At 57.3% G+C, this 20,361-nt stretch carries 20 protein-coding genes and 1 pseudogene; 7 read left to right on the top strand and 14 right to left on the bottom strand.

Annotated features, from left to right (window positions below):
• Nucleotides 1-115 precede the first annotated feature (115 nt).
• From CAG41_RS08155 to CAG41_RS08145, 3 genes are read right to left on the bottom strand one after another with little or no spacing between them, the layout of a single operon-like run.
• The gene (locus CAG41_RS08155; protein WP_085706845.1) at nt 116-481 is read right to left on the bottom strand and encodes a hypothetical protein; all 366 of its coding nucleotides are present in this window, start codon (nt 479-481) and stop codon (nt 116-118) included.
• A complete protein-coding gene (locus tag CAG41_RS08150) occupies nt 466-1,248 on the bottom strand; it encodes a hypothetical protein (RefSeq protein WP_085706844.1) in 783 nt (260 codons plus the stop codon). The genes CAG41_RS08155 and CAG41_RS08150 overlap by 16 nt, the downstream gene beginning before the upstream one ends.
• Nucleotides 1,249-1,258: 10 nt before the next feature.
• Complete coding sequence (locus tag CAG41_RS08145) at nt 1,259-1,804, bottom strand: PAAR domain-containing protein (RefSeq protein WP_085706843.1); 546 nt, start codon at nt 1,802-1,804, stop codon at nt 1,259-1,261.
• Nucleotides 1,805-2,162: 358 nt separating this feature from the next.
• On the opposite strand from CAG41_RS08145, the gene CAG41_RS08140 reads away from it, so the two are divergent.
• Together CAG41_RS08140 and CAG41_RS08135 are read left to right on the top strand one after the other, a co-directional pair.
• A complete protein-coding gene (locus CAG41_RS08140) occupies nt 2,163-3,092 on the top strand; it encodes an S-4TM family putative pore-forming effector (protein ID WP_085706842.1) in 930 nt (309 codons plus the stop codon).
• Nucleotides 3,089-4,522 carry a nucleotidyltransferase gene (locus CAG41_RS08135; RefSeq protein WP_085706841.1) on the top strand — a complete coding sequence of 478 codons (1,434 nt, stop codon included), beginning with the start codon at nt 3,089-3,091 and terminating at the stop codon, nt 4,520-4,522. The genes CAG41_RS08140 and CAG41_RS08135 overlap by 4 nt, the downstream gene beginning before the upstream one ends.
• 278 nt (nt 4,523-4,800) lie before the next feature.
• Here the strand turns inward: CAG41_RS08135 and CAG41_RS08130 are convergent, their stop codons facing one another.
• The 3 genes from CAG41_RS08130 to CAG41_RS08120 all read right to left on the bottom strand — a co-directional run bounded on the left by CAG41_RS08130 (nt 4,801) and on the right by CAG41_RS08120 (nt 10,156).
• Nucleotides 4,801-6,603: an ATP-binding protein gene (locus tag CAG41_RS08130; protein ID WP_085706840.1), complete on the bottom strand. Its 1,803-nt coding sequence runs from the start codon at nt 6,601-6,603 to the stop codon at nt 4,801-4,803.
• The gene (locus CAG41_RS08125) at nt 6,600-7,790 is read right to left on the bottom strand and encodes an SIR2 family protein (protein ID WP_085706839.1); all 1,191 of its coding nucleotides are present in this window, start codon (nt 7,788-7,790) and stop codon (nt 6,600-6,602) included. Before CAG41_RS08125 ends, CAG41_RS08130 begins: the two co-directional genes overlap by 4 nt.
• 218 nt (nt 7,791-8,008) lie before the next feature.
• Entirely contained in the window at nt 8,009-10,156 is a 2,148-nt protein-coding gene (locus CAG41_RS08120) for a hypothetical protein (protein ID WP_085706838.1), read from the bottom strand.
• A gap of 672 nt (nt 10,157-10,828) precedes the next feature.
• On the opposite strand from CAG41_RS08120, the gene CAG41_RS08115 reads away from it, so the two are divergent.
• From CAG41_RS08115 to CAG41_RS08100, 4 genes are all read left to right on the top strand, one after another.
• Nucleotides 10,829-11,146 carry a helix-turn-helix domain-containing protein gene (locus tag CAG41_RS08115; RefSeq protein ID WP_085706837.1) on the top strand — a complete coding sequence of 106 codons (318 nt, stop codon included), beginning with the start codon at nt 10,829-10,831 and terminating at the stop codon, nt 11,144-11,146.
• A complete protein-coding gene (locus CAG41_RS08110) occupies nt 11,139-12,398 on the top strand; it encodes a type II toxin-antitoxin system HipA family toxin (protein WP_085585186.1) in 1,260 nt (419 codons plus the stop codon). Before CAG41_RS08115 ends, CAG41_RS08110 begins: the two co-directional genes overlap by 8 nt.
• Before the next feature lie 262 nt (nt 12,399-12,660).
• A complete protein-coding gene (locus CAG41_RS08105; RefSeq protein ID WP_007957952.1) occupies nt 12,661-12,840 on the top strand; it encodes a type II toxin-antitoxin system HicA family toxin in 180 nt (59 codons plus the stop codon).
• Nucleotides 12,841-12,874: 34 nt separating this feature from the next.
• Nucleotides 12,875-13,288, top strand: coding sequence for a type II toxin-antitoxin system HicB family antitoxin (locus CAG41_RS08100; RefSeq protein WP_085585188.1), 414 nt, complete (start codon nt 12,875-12,877; stop codon nt 13,286-13,288).
• Between the two features lie 53 nt (nt 13,289-13,341).
• On the opposite strand, the gene CAG41_RS08095 is transcribed toward CAG41_RS08100, so the two are convergent.
• From CAG41_RS08095 to CAG41_RS08085, 3 genes and pseudogenes are all read right to left on the bottom strand, one after another.
• The gene (locus CAG41_RS08095; protein WP_085585190.1) at nt 13,342-13,710 is read right to left on the bottom strand and encodes a DUF6124 family protein; all 369 of its coding nucleotides are present in this window, start codon (nt 13,708-13,710) and stop codon (nt 13,342-13,344) included.
• Nucleotides 13,711-14,099: 389 nt separating this feature from the next.
• Nucleotides 14,100-14,870, bottom strand: a complete 771-nt coding sequence (gene tam, locus CAG41_RS08090; protein ID WP_085585192.1) for a trans-aconitate 2-methyltransferase — start codon at nt 14,868-14,870, stop codon at nt 14,100-14,102.
• A 210-nt stretch (nt 14,871-15,080) separates the two neighbouring features.
• A pseudogene (locus tag CAG41_RS08085) lies at nt 15,081-16,166 on the bottom strand (type I restriction endonuclease).
• 220 nt (nt 16,167-16,386) lie between these two features.
• On the opposite strand from CAG41_RS08085, the gene CAG41_RS08080 reads away from it, so the two are divergent.
• Nucleotides 16,387-16,797 carry a low affinity iron permease family protein gene (locus CAG41_RS08080; RefSeq protein ID WP_085585196.1) on the top strand — a complete coding sequence of 137 codons (411 nt, stop codon included), beginning with the start codon at nt 16,387-16,389 and terminating at the stop codon, nt 16,795-16,797.
• Between the two features lie 171 nt (nt 16,798-16,968).
• Here the strand turns inward: CAG41_RS08080 and CAG41_RS08075 are convergent, their stop codons facing one another.
• The 5 genes from CAG41_RS08075 to fos form a co-directional block, all read right to left on the bottom strand.
• Nucleotides 16,969-17,472, bottom strand: coding sequence for a DUF4142 domain-containing protein (locus CAG41_RS08075; RefSeq protein ID WP_085585198.1), 504 nt, complete (start codon nt 17,470-17,472; stop codon nt 16,969-16,971).
• A 65-nt stretch (nt 17,473-17,537) separates the two neighbouring features.
• The gene (locus CAG41_RS08070; RefSeq protein ID WP_085585200.1) at nt 17,538-17,696 is read right to left on the bottom strand and encodes a KGG domain-containing protein; all 159 of its coding nucleotides are present in this window, start codon (nt 17,694-17,696) and stop codon (nt 17,538-17,540) included.
• Between the two features lie 116 nt (nt 17,697-17,812).
• On the bottom strand, nt 17,813-19,162 hold the full coding sequence (locus tag CAG41_RS08065) for a bifunctional diguanylate cyclase/phosphodiesterase (protein ID WP_085585202.1): 1,350 nt from the start codon (nt 19,160-19,162) through the stop codon (nt 17,813-17,815).
• Between the two features lie 79 nt (nt 19,163-19,241).
• The gene (locus tag CAG41_RS08060) at nt 19,242-19,880 is read right to left on the bottom strand and encodes a LysE family translocator (protein ID WP_085585204.1); all 639 of its coding nucleotides are present in this window, start codon (nt 19,878-19,880) and stop codon (nt 19,242-19,244) included.
• A gap of 61 nt (nt 19,881-19,941) precedes the next feature.
• A complete protein-coding gene (gene fos, locus CAG41_RS08055) occupies nt 19,942-20,358 on the bottom strand; it encodes a fosfomycin resistance glutathione transferase (protein ID WP_085585207.1) in 417 nt (138 codons plus the stop codon).
• Nucleotides 20,359-20,361 lie beyond the last annotated feature (3 nt).

Below are 20,361 nucleotides of genomic sequence, written 5' to 3'. Positions count from 1 at the left end.
CTGGCACTAGCTACCCCGTAAGGCCAAGCCTTGAAGAACCAACGCTGACGCTGATAGGGGTTCGAACCCTCATCTCAGGGGCTCGATAATTGCGCTTTTAAATATTCTTTAAAGGTTATTGGAATTGATAAAATTTAATCAGTTCTTTCCAGATATAACCGTAGCTGTAGCGTAACCAACAAACTTTCAACCGGTCGAAGCTACGTCTTACCCAACTGCTTTCTCGTGCTTTGAGTTCTTTCGCTATTTCATTCAGTAACCACTCATCCTGAAAGCCGGTCCAAACAGGTGGGACGGGCGTTTCGAGGTTGCTGAAACACACGGGGGCTACCTCTGAATACAAGATGTCTTCAACAACCTCTGGGTCATAGCCGCGGATTCGTTCTGCGATAGAGGCGTAGTCGACAAAACTATCTACAAACGCCTCTGCCAGCGCAATCTGGATGTTCGCTCTTTCCGCGGAAGTCAGAATATGTCCCAATGGGCCAGCTCCTCTAGCTCGGCGTCGAACGTATCAGCTGCGCCCCCTCCAGCAATGCCGCCGGCAATGCTTCCAATGAGAACAACGGCTATGGCGCAGGCCGGCGCTCCAGGCCCACAAAGAGCAGATACACCTAAGCCCGCCAGGAAACCACCTGCCGCACCACCACCGAGGATGGTGGCTTGACGGGCCGTTTCTTTGGCTTTGTCGTCTGCGTTCAGTATTTGGTAAGAGGCAAGCACCGCTGTCATGATGATGCCGACCTTCCCCATGACGGACATGATTTTTGTGCCAGAAGTGAATTTGGCATTGGCCCTACCAGACCGCTCTAGAGCTTTGTACAAGACCTCTTTCTGCTGAGCCTTAGAAAGTTGTTCGTAATTTTTGTTGAACTGGGCTTGAGATTTTCCGTCCAGTATTTCTCTGTATGTTTTTCCAGTACTTTTCTTTTTTTGCACGATGGCAAGGCCGTGTGCAGACGTCAGTTTGCGGTGTTCGTACATGATTTTGTTGCGCATCTCGTTGCTGAACTTTGTCGCGTCCTCAACGCTGATATTGCCGGCTCTGACTTCAGCGAAGATCTGCTGTGACATTCGTCGAATATTGCCCTCGTAGCTAGCACGGACGCGCTCGTCCTTGATGGCATCGATGGAAAAACGGCTGGCTGCCCCCTCCATGCCTGCAACCGCCATCTCTAGGGGCGAACGGTCGAGAGTATGTTCGCTTTTGACAACATAACTTCCGGTTACCAGGTTCGGTTCCGTCACGAGAAAATCCTTATCCCAAAATGTCATTCAGCAACCCGTCAATACCTGAGGTGGTGCAGGCAATCTCGTCTTGGGTAAATGCCAAGGTATGGCATGTCTTACCGGTGGGATTAGAAAATTTGACCGAGTTGTTTGCGTCAAAGACGCCGGGCATGGACGACCCATCATCAAAGTGTGCCGTGCAGGCAAATCCTTCGTAGCTTTCTTCCGCGGAAATTTTAAAGCCAATCCAGTTACCGTGGATGACCATGGGCGTAGGTGGAGTAAACGGAGCGGGGGTATGGGTGCCTCCGATGATGACCGTACTCGAACCGCCGATCACAACGTCGCCATGGGTGCCGACAGTGCCGACCAGTGCGGCATTTTGGCCGTTGATAAACACGGTGCTGGACACGTCTGAGGCTAACGCACTACCACAGGTGCACGCGTCCCCTTTGCGAGCGGCCGCAAGACCGTCGAAGAACACATTGGGAGAACCCGAGGAGATTGCTTTAGAACCGTGCCCAGGCACGGGACAACTGGTTGGATCAGTAATACGTGCCGCTGGCTTAGCCATGCTTGACTCCCTGTCAAAGACTTTCCGGAGCCGACTGTACCAGACTCGCCTTGAACGGTGGCCTGCGCCTATGCAGCCAGACGCAAGCGATGGACGAACAATTGCTTTGATATTTCTACATTTGTCCTTCAAAAATCGGCAAAGGCTAGGCAGGGCACAAATCATCATCGGATCGAGCCAGCGTCTGCTTTCGGCCAATTGCGGCCTCTCAGGGCTGGAAGCCGAGCGTCGGCGGTTGCATGTACTTACCTTTCGATCCACGACCTATAAGCACTTGTAATTTCAAAAAGCCACCACAAAATACACGGATGGCTACGACATAGACGTTGCAGAATAAAAAACACGCTCTGGGGGATCAATGAGCAGCCTTCAAAACAATATCCCGACGCAGCAGGCGTCGGACGTAAATCGGGGCCTATTGCGGGCCCGCCACCGCAACTACCGTGCAGCCAAGGTAACCCAGGGTCTGTTGGTGCTGGTATCGATCATCTTGCCGATAATCGGTGTTTGGGTTGGGCCCCAGTTCCCCGAGATCCGGCCCTACCTTGCCTTGGCCAGCTTGATCTTGCTGCTGATGGAGACGGCGTTGTTCGACCGGATCCAAAAGGATCGCCTCAAGCGCGGCGCCAAGCTGCAGGAACAGTTCGATACAGACGTCTTCGGTCTGCCTTGGAATCGCTTCGTGACGGGCGCTCAGGTGGAACATGAAGACGTGCGTAGGCTGTCGGCCAAGCCGCTGTCCAAAAAGCGCGAGGCGCACTTCCAGGCCTGGTACGAAGTGTGCGTGGGCCGTTTGCCCCTGCACTTGGCCCGGCTGATTGGGCAGCGTACAAACATCAGCTACGACGCGCGGCTCAGACGCCGGTACGGAGGCTGGCTGCTAACGCTCACCACCCTGTTCGGTGTGGTGCTGCTGTTCGTGGGTTTGTATAAGGGGCTGCAGTTTCCCGATCTCATCATGACCTTAGTGGTGCCGTTCCTGCCCGTGCTCACGTGGGCACTGCGTGAGCGCATGCAGCAGGCCAACGCCGCGATTTCGCTTACCAACCTCAACGGCGAATGGGAAAAAATCTGGATTAAGGCCCTTGGTGGTGCCGATGCGGCGGCCCTCGCGACCGAATCGCGCGCCTTGCAGGACGCCATCTACCAGCATCGCGAGCGCAGCCCGCTGGTCTTCGACTGGGTCTACTCCATCTTTCGGTCTGCGAACGAGGACGAGGCCCACCACGCGGCAGAGGATCTCGTGCGCAAGGCCGAGAAGGTGCTCGTAGGGGAGGCTAAGGAATGAAGCTGATCGATCAGTTCAAGACCTTCCTCAGCAGCGAGGTCAACCTCAATGACACGCGGGTGAGCCAGCTGGACGCCAGCGTCGAAGCGGTTCAAAAAGCGATAAAGACCTCCAACTGGGGGCCGAAGATTCTTGATTTCGACGCTCATGGTTCATGGGCCCACGGCACCATCATCAAGCCGCGCACGGGCGGCGAGTTTGATGCCGACCTGTTGGTGATCGTAGAACCCGTCGAGGGCTGGGAAGCCAAGGACTACGTCAACAAGCTGGGCGCCGTCTTTGACGGCCATAGCACCTACAAGGACAAGGTGCACCGGTATTCGCATTGCGTGACCATTGAATACGTGGGCGAACGCCGCATCGACATCGCGCCGTGCATCAAAGGCCGCCAGTGGCCGAACGCATACGAGGTCTGCAACCGGACCACCAACGAGTTCGAGACGACCGCCGCGCTGGAATACACGGACTGGGTGGTTGGCAGGAACGGCGTAGTGGGCGGTAACGACCTCAAGAAGGTCACGCGGCTGCTGAAGTACCTTCGCGACATCAAGACTAACTTCACCTGCCCGTCGTTTCTGTTCACGACGCTGGTGGGCATGCACATCTACGACTCGGACAAGGACACCGCGGCCTTCGCGGACACGCCAACCTGCCTGAAGACCTTAATGAGCCGTCTGGATGACTACCTGCAGGCGCGTCCCACTGTTCCTGTCATCCGAAACCCAGTGCTGTGGTCCGACATTCAGAGCCGCGTTTGGGATCAAACGAAATACGGCAACTTCCGCGAGAAGATCAATCTTTACCGCACGTGGATCGACGAAGCCTTCGGCGAGACGGATCGCGACGAGTCTATCGGCAAGTGGCAGCGCGTCTTCGGCGACAGCTTCGCTGCCAGCGAGGCCAAGGAATCTGCGCGGCTCAGCGAAAGCGTGTCGAGGAGCGATGCGCTGGTTTTGGCAAGCCAGTTCAAGGATCTGGTCCAGCGTGTAATCGAGCGTGGCCGCGCAGCACTGCCAGAGCGCATCACCCGGCTACCATATGTCCAGCGCCCCAAGTGGCGCAACGCGTCGCAGTCGTACCACGTCAAGGTGTCCGCCGAACTCTTGGCCGAACAAAGGGGCAGGTGTCTGGGCTCAGTGGCGACGCTGCAACCGCTGCCGAAGGGCAACTCGATCCGCTTCACGGCATCTAACTCCATCGGAGTGCCGTTCCCCTCATCGTTCAAAGTACAATGGCGCGTGACGAACACCGACCTAGCGGCATACGACGCCAACTCACTACGCGGTGATTTCTATCCCAGTGACTCGGGCTTTTCGCGTGAAGAGGATTTAGCCTATCGCGGGGTGCACTTCGTGGAGGCATTCCTGATCGGCAAGAGCGATAACCGTCTGTACGGGAAGTCTGAGCCGTTCTATGTCGTGATCGAGTGAAACAAACAACACCTGATCTGTTCCGCCAGATGTCGCATCGCCAGCGTCGCCTTCGCTTGTTCCATTTGTTCGACCAGGCGTTGGCGGCGGTATGGAGTGTCAGCATGTGCCGGCGAACGTCAGCTCAGCAGCGAGCTTCGAATCGCTACTCCTGGCCGCTTTCTGCCTGTCGCTAAAGGCAGAAAGCGGCCAGAAGCAGTCGCTCAGCAGTTATTCTTGATTAACCGCTTTAGCCTGTGAGAGAAGGTTGTGCAGCACCATTACTGCTGCGACTGGCTCTACTCCTCCGCCCCAACTGCCAGAGCATCACTCCAAAGCCTGTCGAGATCGACGTCCTCGCTGGCAGGTTGCTTACCATCTAGCAGTCTATCCACTTGGATCACCATCGGCAGCTCAAAAGCAGTACCAGTGACCACGCAACACCCTTGTGAGAGTCCCGGGATGAGGCTACGAGACAGAGAATCCAGCGTAGATATTGTATTGTCGATCAAGTAAAGATCCCGATCATTCACCAAACGGTGAATGAAAAAATTGTGTAGCTGCGAGACGATTGTGGGCGAGATATCAGCTGGACGCTGACTGGCGATGGTAATGAACATCCCAAACTTGCGCCCCTCCTTGATGATCTCTTCGAACTGTTCGAGCCGATAATCCTTCCAGGTTTCACTTTCTCTCGCAGACTGATCGGACAGGATGTTGTGTGCCTCATCGACGATGAGATGGATGGTCCGGTCGGGCGGATTGGTGACCGTGGCCTTGTGACTGTTGTAGTAGTGCTTCGCGAACAGTAGAGGCAGAACCTTCTTAATCTCGTTGTTACAGCGGCGCATCGAGATGACCGTGAGCAGCCGCTCATCTGGTGCCGCATCCGAAACAGACAACACTTTACGCAGGTTGTCGAGTGAAGACTCGACGCGCTTCAGAAGTGGCTGAATATGCTCAAACTGAACGTATCCGGCGTTCAAATCTGATATCAGCTGCAAGTTGACACGTAGCACAAGCTGGTCAAACTCATCGAGGCATGCGGCGTCTAACGTTTCTACAATTGGAGCGATATCCGCCGCGTACTGTGCGCCATCGGTACCTATGAACCGCCCCTGGTAAGTGAAGCGCCCGCCAAGCCGGTGCCAGACCACATCCGCCAGCATGCCCTGGACCTGCTGATTTCCCATGAGCCGCGAGACGGTGCGCATCAAATCCAGCGTCGCCGTCTTGACCTCTCCGGCGCAGAACGAAGTGTGGAACATCAGCTTCGCATAATTCGCGAGTGCCCCAGGAATGGCTCTATAGCGTTCCCTGCCTGAGATGACACGGTTGAGAAATGGCCTTTGTGTGTTCGGGGTAGCCTGAAAGAGCAGAGCCATAGTCTCAAGCTGCCAGAATTCCTGCATTACCAGCGGAAACCGTGAAGCTAGATCGTTCAGGTTTGGAGCGGTAAGCGTGGACAGTTGGTAGACGGTTTTGTGATCCGCAGCGACGAGCTGCTCACCGCCGTACTCACCATTAAAATCCAAGATGACGAAACGGCTCTTACCTGTAATGAGAGGTAACTTTTGGTCGAAAAGAACAGTGTAGAGCTTTGCCAGAGTGTTCGACTTGCCGCTTCCGGTATTGCCGAAAATACCGATATGGCTATTGAAGAGTCGCTTCCACGGCAACCCAACCGCGATTTCCTCTTTCAGCATAGTCCCAATTCTGAAATCACTGTCCGCCTTGCGGTCGAAGATGGATCTGATTTTCTCTTCGGGAAGCAGGTAAGCCCCATCCTGGATCATCGGTAGATACTTAATGCCCTGAGTGAAACCAGAACGGTCGAAGTATCCAATCGGCCTAGCCTCTACCTTTCGTACAAACGTTTGCCGACCATCATGCATCTCAGTGCGGCTTTCATCCAGATACTCGCCTTCGACGATGCAGATGATTTCGCGGAAGCCACGCTGAATGGATAGGTATTCGCGGATTGAGACTCCCTTGTATCTCTCTCCTTCATAGAACAGGGTTTCTTTGCTCGACTGTTCATCTATCTTCAGAACCAATTTTGTTCCTTGGACGGCGATGACCTCGCCAACGCGAATACTCATATCTGATTCTCAAGGTCTGCGTCGGCCATCGGAACCATAGGAATAGCCACTGGAGCTATGGGGGTAGCCGGTGCAAGAGCCGTAGCCTCCGGCCAAGCCAGTACCTGCTCATTGAATGCGGTAAAATCCATCACCCCACTCTGCAGCATGAGGCACTTGACGTTACGGTTGCCCTTGAATTTTTCCTCCATTTCGGCATGCCCAGCTTGGCTGTAACAGCAAACAAACACCTGCAACCCCGGATTGGAGAGAGAACGCATGACGAGGTTGAGGATATGCTCGTCGGCAAACGAGAACCCGAAGGTGATGAGTACGGCGTTTGGTTTCTCAAGCTCATAACTGAGCAGCCGCAGCATTTGATAGTAATGCTCCTCGTAGACCGTCTCGTGGAACTTCCACTTGGTCGGGTTGACGATAGGAATCTGTTCATATCTGTCCCAGAACGACACCAATTCTTCATTGGAAAAATCTGTGACAGGGACATCAGCAAGCGTCGATGCAGGGTTAGTAAGCGCGGCCGAAAATGGTTGCAACATCGCCATAGCGTCAGCATCCAGCAGACTTTCGCGGCTAGACAGGTCGTAGCCAACCTGAATCGCGGCATCCGACTTGTTCCAGTAGACCGACCCATGCAAATGGATCAGATTGATTTGAGGAATGCTGCTCTGATGACGGCCGAAGACACCGGTTTGGCAAAGGTATGACCCGAAATTTCGGGCCTGTAGCATGCGCCTGGTGAATCCTCGAGCACCGTCATTTAGCACGAAGTCAATGTGGCCTTCCTTGATAAGCGCGTCAGCCACGAGCGGGAAGCAACCGTCATAGTTCGTCGTGAACACATTGCAACGGCGATCCAGCGCTTTGCGCCGCTTTACCATTTCGAGTACTGTCGTTAGGAAGGTGCGGTAGTTCTTGATAACCGTGGCACCTGCTTCTTCGGCCACCGCCTGTTCCAGGCTAATTTGCTCGGCAGGGCGGATACAACTGGCGTAGTAGTGCATAAACAATGGAATGAGACGCCGGTCGCCATCGCGTTCGAACTTGGTGGCTAGATCCTCCAACGTGTAGCGCGAGTTACCGTCTCCAGTCTGGACCTGCAACTGGAGGGTCGGGAGCAGGCCGAATGATGCTCCTGATCCGAAGAGGAAGTTGATGTCTTGATTGTAGATATCGCCGATAGAAATCACTGGCTATCCTCCCTGGCTGCGCATAATGACGAAAGGAGACGATACATCTCGCAGTGGGCAGAGTGCCACTGGGGAGGCCATGAATAACTGCGGCGCTAAAGACAGGCCTCTGTGGCTGACATTAACCGCTAAGCTCGAGCGACAGCTAATGGCCAGTTCCTGCCAGTCATCTGCTGGAATGCGCGAGTCGCCGCCGTGGCCCAAAAGGGGTGAGCACGTTAATCGGAAGTAACCGTTTCAATCAGCTTCCGCCACGTGATTTTCGCCATAATGGCGTGCCCTGAGAGATTGTCATAGAAGTACACTTCCTCCTTTGGATCTAAAATGGGGACTAGCAAGCCGGTCATGCCTTTGTCGATGCATCCAGTGCCAATGGTTCCATCCAGTTGGCGGATGACTGCTCCGTGATGGTTACCAGCATCGTACAAAGCTCGAATCCCTGCTTTGAGCCAATCCCAGTCGACTGCAGAGATCGGAACCGCTTTTGCCTGGTGAAAAACCAAAGGGATAATGATGTCGATGCCTTTCAAAATCTGCTTGGGAAACTGAGCAATCAGTTCATCATCGGGCATCGCATCGACCGCAGTCCCCACTGACGTTTCGTCGTGACAAGACCCAATATCAAGATAGGGGGAAAGATAGTCTGCAAATGCCTTGTAGGCTTCACTGCGGACTTGATACCCCACGCTGGCCGCAACCTTCGGGATCGCTCGCTTCATGATTTCACGGAGCTCACCAAGCATGTGTCCTCGGGGCTCTGGGGGAAGCTGATAGCCTAGTCGTAGAGCCAAGTCTCCAAACAGAAATGGTCCGCTGCACCCGAGTTCAAAGCAATGTTGATGGAAAGGATGGTCATCCCCAAGGAGGTGGGAAAAAATCCAGAGTCTCATCGCCTCCACAGCCTGCAGCCTTTGCTGGGGATTATTCGTCAGGGTAGGAATTGGCTCCTCAATATCATCAGTTCCGGCACTGATCTGCTGCATTTCAATCGCGTAACGAAGCGCTTCGTATTGAGACCAGCAAACGAACGGTTCTAGTTTCAACGCCGCAGCTTCGCTGGCCGCTGCATTCCTCAGAGCTATAATGAGTGTCCCGATAGCAGTACCAGCTTTGAACGCGTCGCTACAACTTATCTGTCCTCCTGAAAATGGAGTGCCTTGCGCGAGGTTTTGGATAAGCGGAAGTGCTACGTCTGGATCTGTCCAGTCCAGATCATTATGCCCGATGTAAGGCATATACCGGTCGCGAACGCTTGGGTTACAGACAAACTTCTGGGCGTATTGTCCGAGGCTGCCCCAAAACTCGAATCGTCTCGGCAGGGCTTGCATGCGCAAAGCCTTGAGTTGCATCTCCCAGCTAAATGCGTCGCCAAGCTCAAGATCGTAGCGATCAGAGAGCAGAGTTCTTGCCTCATCGATGTGTGCAAAAACGGAACTTGGTACCAAGCCGGGCATATCGTCTAGGTTTTTATCGAAGAAGAGTGCGATGTCGGAATCGCGCTGAGGCAAGCCATGGTTTCTCCACCATGCATACATCGCGTATGGATCAATGCCACAAAGGGTTAAGCCCCAGACACCTCTCCCCATACCGTTAACATCTTTCCAGAGCATCATGAAGCCGTGAGACCCGGCTCGATCACCAGCGCGAGCTATCACATCCATGGCGGTAATGACTGACCTCGGCGGCCAGTTTTCGTCCATGTCTGGGTAATCTTCTGCCAAATACAGGTTAATGGTCTGTAATGCTTCAGGGGCGAGCGCAAGGCTTCCGGTTAGGTGCCAAGCTTCCGGGAGGTGGCAACTCAGACTTAAATTCTTGCCGGGTAAATCGATAGCAAGCTTGAGGGCGAGGCATCGTTTGCCCGACCATGCATTCAATGCGCCAACCGCGTGGTTCAAAAGGGTCGACCACTCAGTGGCTACCACCACGAAACAGATATCGTAGTCACCTACAAATGGCAGAAGGTTTCTCAACTCCTGCTCATAGCCTCCCAGTTCAGTGACTGTCTGTCGCTCAGTCTCTGCTGCTCTCTTGATCTCGAAAACAACCAGCGTTCTTGACTCCGGGTTGAAGCAAAGAATGTCCGGTCGAAGCACCTCTCCAGTTGTAAGAGAGATGCTCATATTGATGGAGATGATTTCTAACAATGTCAGCTGATTGAGCACATGCTCAGCTGCGTCTGCGGAGGCTAATCTGGATCTATAGTCGATACCAAATGAGGGAATGAAGTGAGCCTGGCGCACGCCTTCGGCTATTGATACCAAGTCTTCCTTTCCAGCGATAGCGTCATACAAACCCTCGCTTTCGATCAGTTGTACCAGCCAGGCTGCAACCTCGCTTTCCAGTGGTATCGACGATGCGCTCATGAGTCTTCCTTGGGAACGGAACTGAGATTACAACGATAGCGATAATTGTGAAGTTAGTCGCACTCCAGGGCGAATTCCGTAGTAGGCGTTTCAGATGTAGGTCTGCTTCTGGCCGGAATCAATCGTTACTGAGCGTCCGCTTCTGGCCGTTAGCTGCCCTTCACGACTAAGCAGCTTTTGGCCATCTCAGCGAATAATCAACCTCCGGCGACATCCGGGTCATGGGGTAGATCAGCACAGGATCACCTTCACACATGCTCAGCGCGGGCGATCTCATGTGCACGCCAAGCGAGTCAACGGCACTTGATCCACTCCCCATCCTGGTACACACTGCGGCACAGCCACCGTCTCGGTGGCCAGTTAATCCATTGATAACCAGTTCGTTGGATGCCCACTGATCATCCCTTCACCCGCTCCAATCAGATTTCAGTCCTGCGTCGTTTGACGGGGATGAAAAAAACCGGCCTATAGGGCCGGTTTTTTTGTGTCTGGAATCTGGCATCCCATTCATGCAAAGCATCAGCTCACCTGAATGATAAATCCATAAAACAACGTCTTAAGCCGAAAACCGATAGTTAATCAGCAAAATATTGGAATTGTGTGCTTTGACAAAGCCAAGGCCAACTCTATACTTTTGAGCACCCACGCACTCAGTCCCGCCTTAGGCCCATCATGCTGGAATTAAGCCTCAGCACCCCCAGTGAAATCGTCAAACGACTTTGCGAACGTCTTCGCACCGAACGGTTGGCCCGGCAAATGACGCAGGCCGAAGTGGCGGCGCGCGCCGGCATCGGCACCAATACCGTGTCCAATCTGGAATCCGGGCGCAATGTCGGGTTTGAAAACGTGATTCGCGTGGCCATGGTGCTCGGGCGCGCCCATGAGTTCGAAAACCTGTTCATGCCGAAGCTGGACAGCCTGGACGATATCCTTCGCTACGAAAACAGCTCCACGCGTCATCGTGTCAGGAGGAAGTCCGGCGATGCTTGAGCAAGTCGATGTCTACTACGACGGCTGGGGCGAACACTGGCATTGGGGCACGCTGGTTTCCACGACGGCCCTCACGGGGCGCCCGTTGATCGTGTTCGAGTACAGCGACGAAGCGAAGCGCAAAGGGCTGGAGCTGTCCTCCCTCAAGCTTCCCTTGGAAGGCCCCAAGCTAAGCCGCGACTTCCCGCGCCATCAGTTGGGGCTTCCAGGCCCGGTCTACGATTCATTGCCCGACGGATGGGGCATGCTGCTGATGGATCGTCTCTTCAAGCGCCGCCGTCTGAACCCGGCTCGCATCAGGCCGCTGGAGCGGCTGGCCTACATCGGCAACAACGCCATGGGCGCGATGTCCTTCAAGCCCGTGGCGCCCGAAGGGCTGGAGCCGCAAGAACACATTCCACTCGACCTGCTCGCGGCCGAGGTACAGGACGTGCTCAACGGCGAAGGCGGCGAATTCCTGGAGAGGCTGCTGCTGGTCGGCGGCTCTCCCCAAGGCGCCAGGCCGAAGGCCTTGGTCTATCGCGATCCTCTGACACTAGCCTTTACGACGATTGCCACGCCGGGCTTCGAGGCTTGGTTGGTCAAGTTTCCGGCCAGGCAAGAACACCCCGAAGTCTGTGCCATCGAAATGGTCTACGCCGAATGCTTGCGCAAATGCGGCATCCGCACACCCGACACCCAGTACTTCAGCCTGCCGAACGGACTGGCAGCCTTCGCCACCCGGCGCTTTGACCGACAAGGCGAGCTCCGTGTGCCCATGCAAAGTCTTGCGGCCTTCACCGGAGCCGATTTCCAGACCGCAGGCACGCTGGATTACGTCAGTTTCCTGCGGGCGACCCATCGCTGCACCAATGACATTCGGGAAAAGGCGCTGGCGTTCGAACGTGCAGCCTTCAACGTTGTGTTCAACAACCGGGACGATCACCCCAAGAACTTTGCCTACCTGATGTCACCTTCGGGTCAATGGACATTGGCACCGGCCTACGACGTGACCTTCTGCGAAGGCCCCGGCGGATACCATCAAATGGATGTGATGGGCGAGGCACTGGAGATCGACCGGAAATCCCTGCTCAGGCTCGCTGAGGAAGCCGAGATCCCGGCAGGCGCGGCAGGCGACATCATTGACCGGATGTGCAACGTGGCCAGCCAGTTCGCGGCCATGGCCGAGCATGGATACCCCGGTGTGATCACCCGGGACACGCTGCAGGTCATTCAGGATCGGATCGACGAAAACATTGCCCTGCTTCGCTGAGGCCAGCGTCGCCAGCAAGCGAACGGGGATGTAAAAAAACCGGCCTATAAGGCCGGTTTTTTGTGTCTGGAATTCTCTGTTTCGTGGGCGGGCATCCGATCGCAACGGCATGCAACACACTCCTCTCGCCTCGGTTTCACCGCTGCCTAGACTGATCGACGCCACCGTTTGTCACTGAGCGAGCCACCGCCTGGTGGTTATGGTGTTGATCATAAAAAACCCGTAGGTATAGTACCCACCAAGCACACCACAAGGAGGTGTTGTGAACAGCCGTTTTCTAATCGGCCAACTCGTCGCGGACGGTTGGTATCTGGTGCGGGTCCGCGGCAGCCATCATCACTTCAAGCACCCGACCAAACCCGGGCTGGTGACGGTGCCGCATCCGAAGAAGGATCTGCTCAAGAAGACGGCCATCAGCATTCTGCAACAGGCGCTGCTTTGACCCGCAAGGCCAGTCGCCATGGAGGACAACGAACATGCTTTACCCGATCGCGATTTCGGTGGGCGATGACGAACAGGCTTGGGGCGTGGAAGTGCCGGACATTCCGGGGTGCTTCTCCGCCGGCGACGACCTGGACGATGCGATGGCCATGGCCCGTGAAGCCATTGAAGGCCATTTCGAAATTCTGGCGGAGGACGGTTCGCCCATCCCGCCGGCCAACAAGGTCACGCTGCACGCCGCCAATCCCAAGTACGCGGGCTGCACCTGGGCGGTCGTGGACATCGATGTGACCAAGTACCTGGGCAAGGCCCAGAAACTCAACATCACGCTGCCGGGGTATCTGCTCAACCGGATCGATGAGTACGTGCTGCATCATCCCGAGGAGAAGAGCCGCTCGGGGTTTCTGGCGTCGGCGGCGCTGAAGGTGCTGCAGCAGAGCGGCAACTGAAAGAGAAAAACCGGTCGCGATGACCGGTTTTTTTGTGCCTGCCCAACGGGCCGTCACCCCTTCGGTTCGACGTTATCCAACGCCTGGTTCACCGCCGCTTCCCCCAGCGCCACCAGTTGCGCGATGCCCAGCGCGGTCCGGCGGTGGCCGGCGTCCAGCACGGCGGCGAAGTTGTTGAGCATTTCCGAGGCCGAGCCGAGGTTCTCGCTAGCGTTGGCCAGCAGGGATTCGGTGTCGTAGACGGGGTTGGGGAGGTACATGGGTTCGGCGTCAAGGGACGTGGCCATGATCCCGGCGGCCGGATTCAGGTAATGGTCGAGCGCGCGTTCTGCGGCTTCGTGAAGTTTTCGCGAGTCGATCGAGGTGTAGGGGGAAGTTGGATCGGTGGGGATTTCGGGCGGGTTCGGTGTTGGTTTTTTCATGATTTTTTACTCAGCGTGATGGTCAGAGCTGCCGCCTTCGGTTCCACGCGAAGGGTGGCAGCTGTACGCAGGTTGGAACCCGGGCCACTGAGCAAAACCCGGCAGACTCGAAGTCTCCCGCGCACAGCCGCCATAGCGGAGCGCACACCATCAAGGTGCGCAGCATACGTCATGAAAGGTGCGTTTGCTTTCAGTGTTGTTCGGGGTTCCAATCCCGGCCGCTGATTCGTCAGCGACCCACTCAGGCTAAAGAGCCGACTTCCGACGGACAACCTGAAAACCATGTGGGAAGGTTCAGCAAATCATGAACAGGGATTAAACATCCCGGATCAAACCATCGCCTGCAGAGAGCTCCCGCCCGGCGCCCGAGGCCGCCCACCACCGCTTGCTCAGCGCGTCGCGACGATGAACAGCCGCGGGAACGGCAGCAGCACGGAGCCGTCAGGCAATGCCGGATAGGCCTGGGCCACAGCCGCCAGATACTGCTCCAGGTACTGCGCCCGCTCCGCTTCCGTGAGGGGGTTGAGGAACGGAATCAGGCCGCTGCCCTTGAACCACTCCACCACCCCCGCCGCCCCGCCCGGCAACGGATGATGATAGGTGGTACGCCACACATCGACCCGTGAACAGTGCGGCCGCAGCATCGAGAAGTAACCGCTGGCATCCGCCATTTCGGTGCGCTGCCCGGCGGCGCCCGCCAGTTTGCCGGCCCACGGCCCGTTGGCGGCGACTTCGCGCATCAGCCGGTGGGAGGGTTCGTTGAGGTTGTCCGGCATCTGGATCGCCAGACTGCCGCCGGGCGCAAGCTTGCCCGCCAGCGCCGGCAGCAGCGTCGCGTGGTCGGGCACCCACTGCAACACCGCGTTGGCGAAGATCACATCGAACGGGCCCTCATCGGCCCACGCATCGATGTCCGACACATCGAACCGCAACTGCGGCAGGCGCTTGCGCGCGGCCTCGATCATGTCCGGCGAACTGTCCAGCCCGCGCACCTGCGCCCCCGGGAAGCGCGGCACCAGCAGCTCGGTGGAATTGCCGGGGCCGCAACCGATGTCGACCACCGTGCGCGCCTCCGGCGTGGGGATCGCCGCCAGCAGGTCACGGGCCGGACGGGTGCGTTCATCTTCAAAAGCGACGTATTGCTTGGCGGACCAACTCATTGCGTACTCCTGTCGGTGGGCATTGCAGCGGTTCGCTACGATACCGCCTCCCTTGCGCTCAGCTCCAGAGCGACACGTTGCAATCCGTGTCCGGGGAATGCCAGCCTGCTCTCGCCGCATTGAACGCCAGCAATCGACCACAGGGTGATATCCAGCTGATTGACTCCCACAAAGAACCGGCCATGTAGGCCGGTCTTCTTGTGAACTGAATCACTTGTAGTAGCCCACCGTTTTTTTGAGATGATCCGAATACTCGTAAATATCGTCCACCGAGTTTATGGGGTGACGTGTTTCATTTTTCTCTTCGTCAAAGATCCCAATGTATTTCTGTGAACGATTGAAATGCAGGCGACAGATCGGCTTACGGTTGTTGTCGTCCAACAGGATCCCGAAATAACTCTGAGTATCACGCTGGACAATACGTTTGGCATCGACGACTGAACGTACGACCGCACGAACAATGTGGTACCCCTCCAGTTCCTCTAATGTGGTCAGAATTTTGTCATCCGAATCCTCCCTAGGTTCAGCAGGATCCGCGCCGTTTGATGCCGTCGGGATGGATGCCAATGTCGGTTGAAGAGCACCGCTCATGGCAGATTTGAGTCGATCGTTGATTTAATCGTTGAGAAACTGCCCCACTGCCTTTTTCGTCAGTTCGAAGAACTGATCCCGCACTTTTTGTGTAATCACACCATCGTAAACACGGGATGCGAAAACTTTTACAAAATCGTCATCCGGCTGACTGACTTGTGAAGCAATAACCTTCTTGATCTGACTGACATACTTCAGTTCACCGGCTGCATTGATGATCGAGTCGACGTCGAAAGCAGACTTGGTAAGCTTGATCAGTTCCGGAACCGAATACTCATCGATATCCAGCAAATCCAACTCGAGGAATGGCTTCTCATCCATCTTGTTGGGTGCATCAAGATCCGTGAAGAACTTGTAGATCTGACCATTGGTAAGAATGGAAATACGGGCACTGGTGACATGAAAATATCGAAACAATTGGGAAGCATGATTGATATGCAGTGGCTCTCCTATTTTCTTGCATTCGATGAGAATCTGAACCTCACCTTCTTTCATGATGGCGTAGTCGATTTTCTCTCCCTTCTTCGTACCAATGTCGCAGACAAACTCTGGCATCACTTCTGTCGGATCGAACACGTCGTAGCCCAGCACGGTGCTGATGAAGGGCATGACAAACGCGTTTTTCGTAGCCTCCTCTGTCTGGATGGCTGCGCTTTGCAACCGAACCTTTGCGGCAAGGCTGACTAATTTTTCGAAGAATTCCATGTGTGTCCCCTAGCTAGGTTTCTATCCGTGCATTTGCGTACTGGCAAATTGACTACCCCTTGAGCCTAGCCGCGAACCGACACAAGGAAAGTGTCCTCCACAAACGGCGTTTGTCAGCCGATACAGAAATCCTTCCGGGCGGGCACAGACGCGGCCCAAGAGAATTTTCATCTCACCACCGATGTCTGAATTTCAATCCCCCCGCGATAGGATCACCGCCATGAAATTCGCCAAGATTTCCCAGACCCTCGCCCTGTGGGCGGGCAGCCCCAAGACGTTCATGGGCGCGTTGATCCTGATCGGGCTGTGGGGGTTGAGCGGGCCGTTGTTCGGTTACAACGACACCTGGCAACTGATCATCAACACCTCGACCACCATCATCACGTTCCTGATGGTGTTCCTGATCCAAAACACCCAGAACCGCGACACAGACATCCTGCACCTGAAGCTGGACGAGTTGCTGCGGGTCACCAAGGAGGCGCAGAACGCGATGCTCGGGCTGGAGTCGCTGGACCTGAAGCAGTTGGAGGCGTTGCGCAAGCATTACCGGTCGCTGGGTGAGAACGAGGTGTTCAACCTGGAGGGGTTGGGGGACAAGAGCAAGCCGAAGCAGGATCTGAACGATTGTTGAGGTGGCGGTGTTTGCTGCGCGAGTGAAGGAGGGGCCTGCTGCGCAGGCCAACGAGAGCGAGCTCCCTCGCCACAGGGAGCTGGCGTCTGGACTGTTTGGGCCTGCTGCGCAGGCCCGCGGGAGCAAGCTCCCTCGCCACAGTGGGATTGCGTGGGGATTGCGTGGTGGCCGTCAGCGGCTGGCCTGCAGGGCCCTGGCCATTTCCAGGTGGTTCTGCAGTTTGGGCAGGGTCTCGGCGGCGAAGGCCTTGATCTCAGGCACGTCAGTGGTCTGCGCTTCCTGCTCGATCTGCCGGATGGCCTCTTCGGTCGCCTTGACCTGACTGGCGGCGTAGGCCTGGTCGAAGGTCTCGCCCTCCAGGGCTTCGGGCATCAGCGTCTTGGCCTTGTCGGCCATGTCGTCGTGGGACGCCACCGGCAAGTCGAGTTTCTTGGCGATCTTCGCCAGGTGTTGGTTGGCGGTGGTGCGGTCGTTGATGACCACGATGGTGTAGTCCTTGACCTCTTTGGATTCGGACTTCTGGTGCGCCACGCGGCTGGCTTCGATGTCGGCCATGCCCTTGGCCGAGGCATCGTTGATGAAGTCGGCGGGCGACTGGGCGAACGCGCTGCCGGCGCCCAGCGCCAGCAGGGTGAAGAAACTGATGTCGCGGACTCGGCTGGCCTTGCGGCTCATGGTCGCGCCCTCCTTCTCTGAAGCATTCAAGCGGGAGCTTGCGCCCCCGCCTCTCAATCAAACGGCTACTTCGACTTCTGCGCAGGCTTGCGGCCCATTTCGGCCTTGCCCGGATCCTTGTCGACGGTCGTGGTGGTGGTTTTCCCACCTTTGCGGCCGGCCTCGGACGCCTTGGTCCGGTCGTTGGCGAAGTTTCCCGAGTTCGAGTTTCTTGAATTAGGCATGATTCTCTACCTCTTGGCGTTGATCGTGGCGAGCAGGTGCCCGCCTAGGTTGAGAATTTCCTGACCGCCAAAGGTTTAGAAAAGTTGCCGGCGCCGCGACGAACGGCGAGCACGGTTCAACTGTCCAGGGCGCGGTGGTTCAAGCGTTTGGCGGCGTACATGGCCTGGTCGGCGTGGCGGAACAGTTGCTGTTCTTCGCTGCCGTGTTCGGGATAGCGGGCGACGCCGATGCTCGGCTGGATGTGCAGGTTGTGGCCGTCCAGGCGCATGGGTTGCACCAGCACGTGTCGGATCTTTTCCGCCACGCCGTCGGCATCGTCGGCGGCGTGGACGCTGTGCAGCAGCACGATGAACTCGTCGCCGCCGATCCGCGCCACCGTGTCGGTCTCGCGCACGCAGCCCTTGAGCCGGTTGGCCACGGTCTGCAGGAGCATGTCGCCGACGGCATGGCCCAGCGAGTCGTTGACCTGTTTGAAGCGATCCAGATCGACATACAACAGCGCCATGTACCCCGACTGCTCCCGGGCACAGGCCAGGGCGGCCTTGAGCCGCTCGCGCAGCAATTCTCGGTTGGGCAGTTGGGTGAGCTGATCGTACTGCGCCATGTGCCGCAGGCGGGCGTGCAGTTGCTGGCGCTCGATGGCCGTGGCGATCTGCGCGCAGACGTATTGCAGCAGTTCCTTGTCCCGCTCGGTGTAGCGCTCGCCGCCGGGTAAGCTCTTGACGATCAGCGCGCCGATGGTGCCGTTCTTCGAGTTCAGCGGCACGCCCAGCCAGCACGGGCCATGTTGCCCGGCCACCAGTTCCTCGAACCCCGCAGGCGTGTCGGCGCTGTCGGGCGTCAACAGAATCGGCTGCCCGGTGCGGATCACCTCTGCGCACAGGCGCCCGGTCACGGTGCCGGGCTGCTCCGGTTGACGTTCATCGTCGACGACGTGATAGGGAAAGTTCAGCTGCGCGCAGTGCTCGTCATACAGCGCCACGGAAAAATTCAGCGCCGGCAGCCACTCGCCGATGATCAGGTGAATGCGCTTGAACAGCGCCAGCAAATCTTCGGCCGCGTGGGCCGCTTCGGAGATCGCATAGAGCGCCGCCTGCCGGGACTCGGCCTGCTTGCGCTCGGTGATGTCCCGCGCCACGGCGATGCGCAGTTGGTCGACCTCCGACCAGCGCGCCGACCACAGGATGTGCACCACGCTGCCGTCCTTGCGCACGTAGCGGTTCTCGAAGTTGTGCTTGGGCTCGCCGCCCATGATCTCCCGGGCCGCCGCCAAGGTGCGCTCGCGGTCGGCCGGGTGGACGAAGTCGATCATCGCCTGGCCGATCAGTTCGTCTGGCAGATAGCCCAGGATCTGCTCGCAGGCGGCGCTGACAAAAACGAAACGGCCCTGTTTATCCACCGCGCAGACGGCGTCCAGCAACAGATCGATGTAGCTCGCCAGCGGCGCGGAGTTTCGGCTTTCCATGGTTCGGCGTAGGTGTCCGGACAATACAGCACTGATCAACCGTCCCTGACCTGGCTACTGCGCATCCTTGCGTTCGGTTTCAAGCCTTGTTCGGCATCAGCCCCGGCAACGCATGCACCAGCGCGTTGACGGCGAAGCCGATGAACATCACCCCGCACAGCCGGGTGATCGCCAGCTCATGGCGTTGATACAGCGTGCGCACCTGACGGGCGCCGACGATGCCGATGAGGATAGCGTAGGCCAGCAGGCCGCCCAGGAAACTCAAGGCGATGAGCATCGGCAGCATCGACCAGTTGAGCAGCTCGGCGCGGCTCGACAGCAGCGCGGTGAAGGTCGCCACCGCCACCGGGTAGGCCTTGGGGTTGGTCAGGCCGAACAGGATGCCGTGCCAGAACGGCTGGCGCGCCGCGCCCTGGGGCTGATCGCCGTTGCTGCGCCGGGCCCGCACCGCACGCCAGCCGAGCCAGAACAGGTACAGGCCGCTGAGCACGCCGAGCACGTCGAACGCCGTGCTGCCGATTTCCCGGGCGCCGACGATGGCGATCAGCGCGGTGCTGCACCACACCACATCGCCCAGCAGGTGCCCGCACAGAAACCCTGCCCCGGCCCGCCGCCCGCGCGCCGCACCGATGCCGAACACCGCGAGCACGCCAGGCCCAGGCGTGATGCCGTAGATGAACCCCGAGGCCAGCACGGCCATCAGCAACGATGAAGTCATGGAAAAACCTGCAAGCGCCGGAAAACGTGGCCGCCAGTCTATCCCAGCGTTCGGCGAATATTCACGGTTCGTTGAAAAAACGCATGCCCGCGTAGGGCTTTTGCCGACATGCGGCCAACCGCGAAGCCAGGTCGCCGACATGGGCTTCGAGCTTGTGGCCGTCCGGGTCGAGAAAGTAGAACGACGCACCTTCGCTGCGGTTGTCCCGCCATTCCCGCACGTTCGCGGCACGGAGCCTTTGCACGAACGGCAGGAAATCGGCCTCGTCGAGGCCGAAGGCGTAATGGGTGTAGTCGGCGGCGGGCTCGGGATTGCGCTCAGGATCCAGCGACAGGCACAACCACAGGCCCGGCAGCGACAGGTAGGCCCCGGCGTCCCAGGTGGCTTCGGCGCGCAGGCCCAGCACATCACGGTAGAACGCCAGGCTGCGCTCAAGGTCGGTGACCGCAAGGGTCAGATGATTGAGCCCGGTGAGCATCGG

It is taken from the genome of Pseudomonas sp. B35(2017) (genome assembly GCF_002113645.1).
In the GTDB taxonomy this organism is placed as follows: domain Bacteria; phylum Pseudomonadota; class Gammaproteobacteria; order Pseudomonadales; family Pseudomonadaceae; genus Aquipseudomonas; species Aquipseudomonas ekonensis.
Note: the sequence above shows the minus strand (reverse complement) of the source record. Positions and strands in the feature narration are given on the sequence as shown.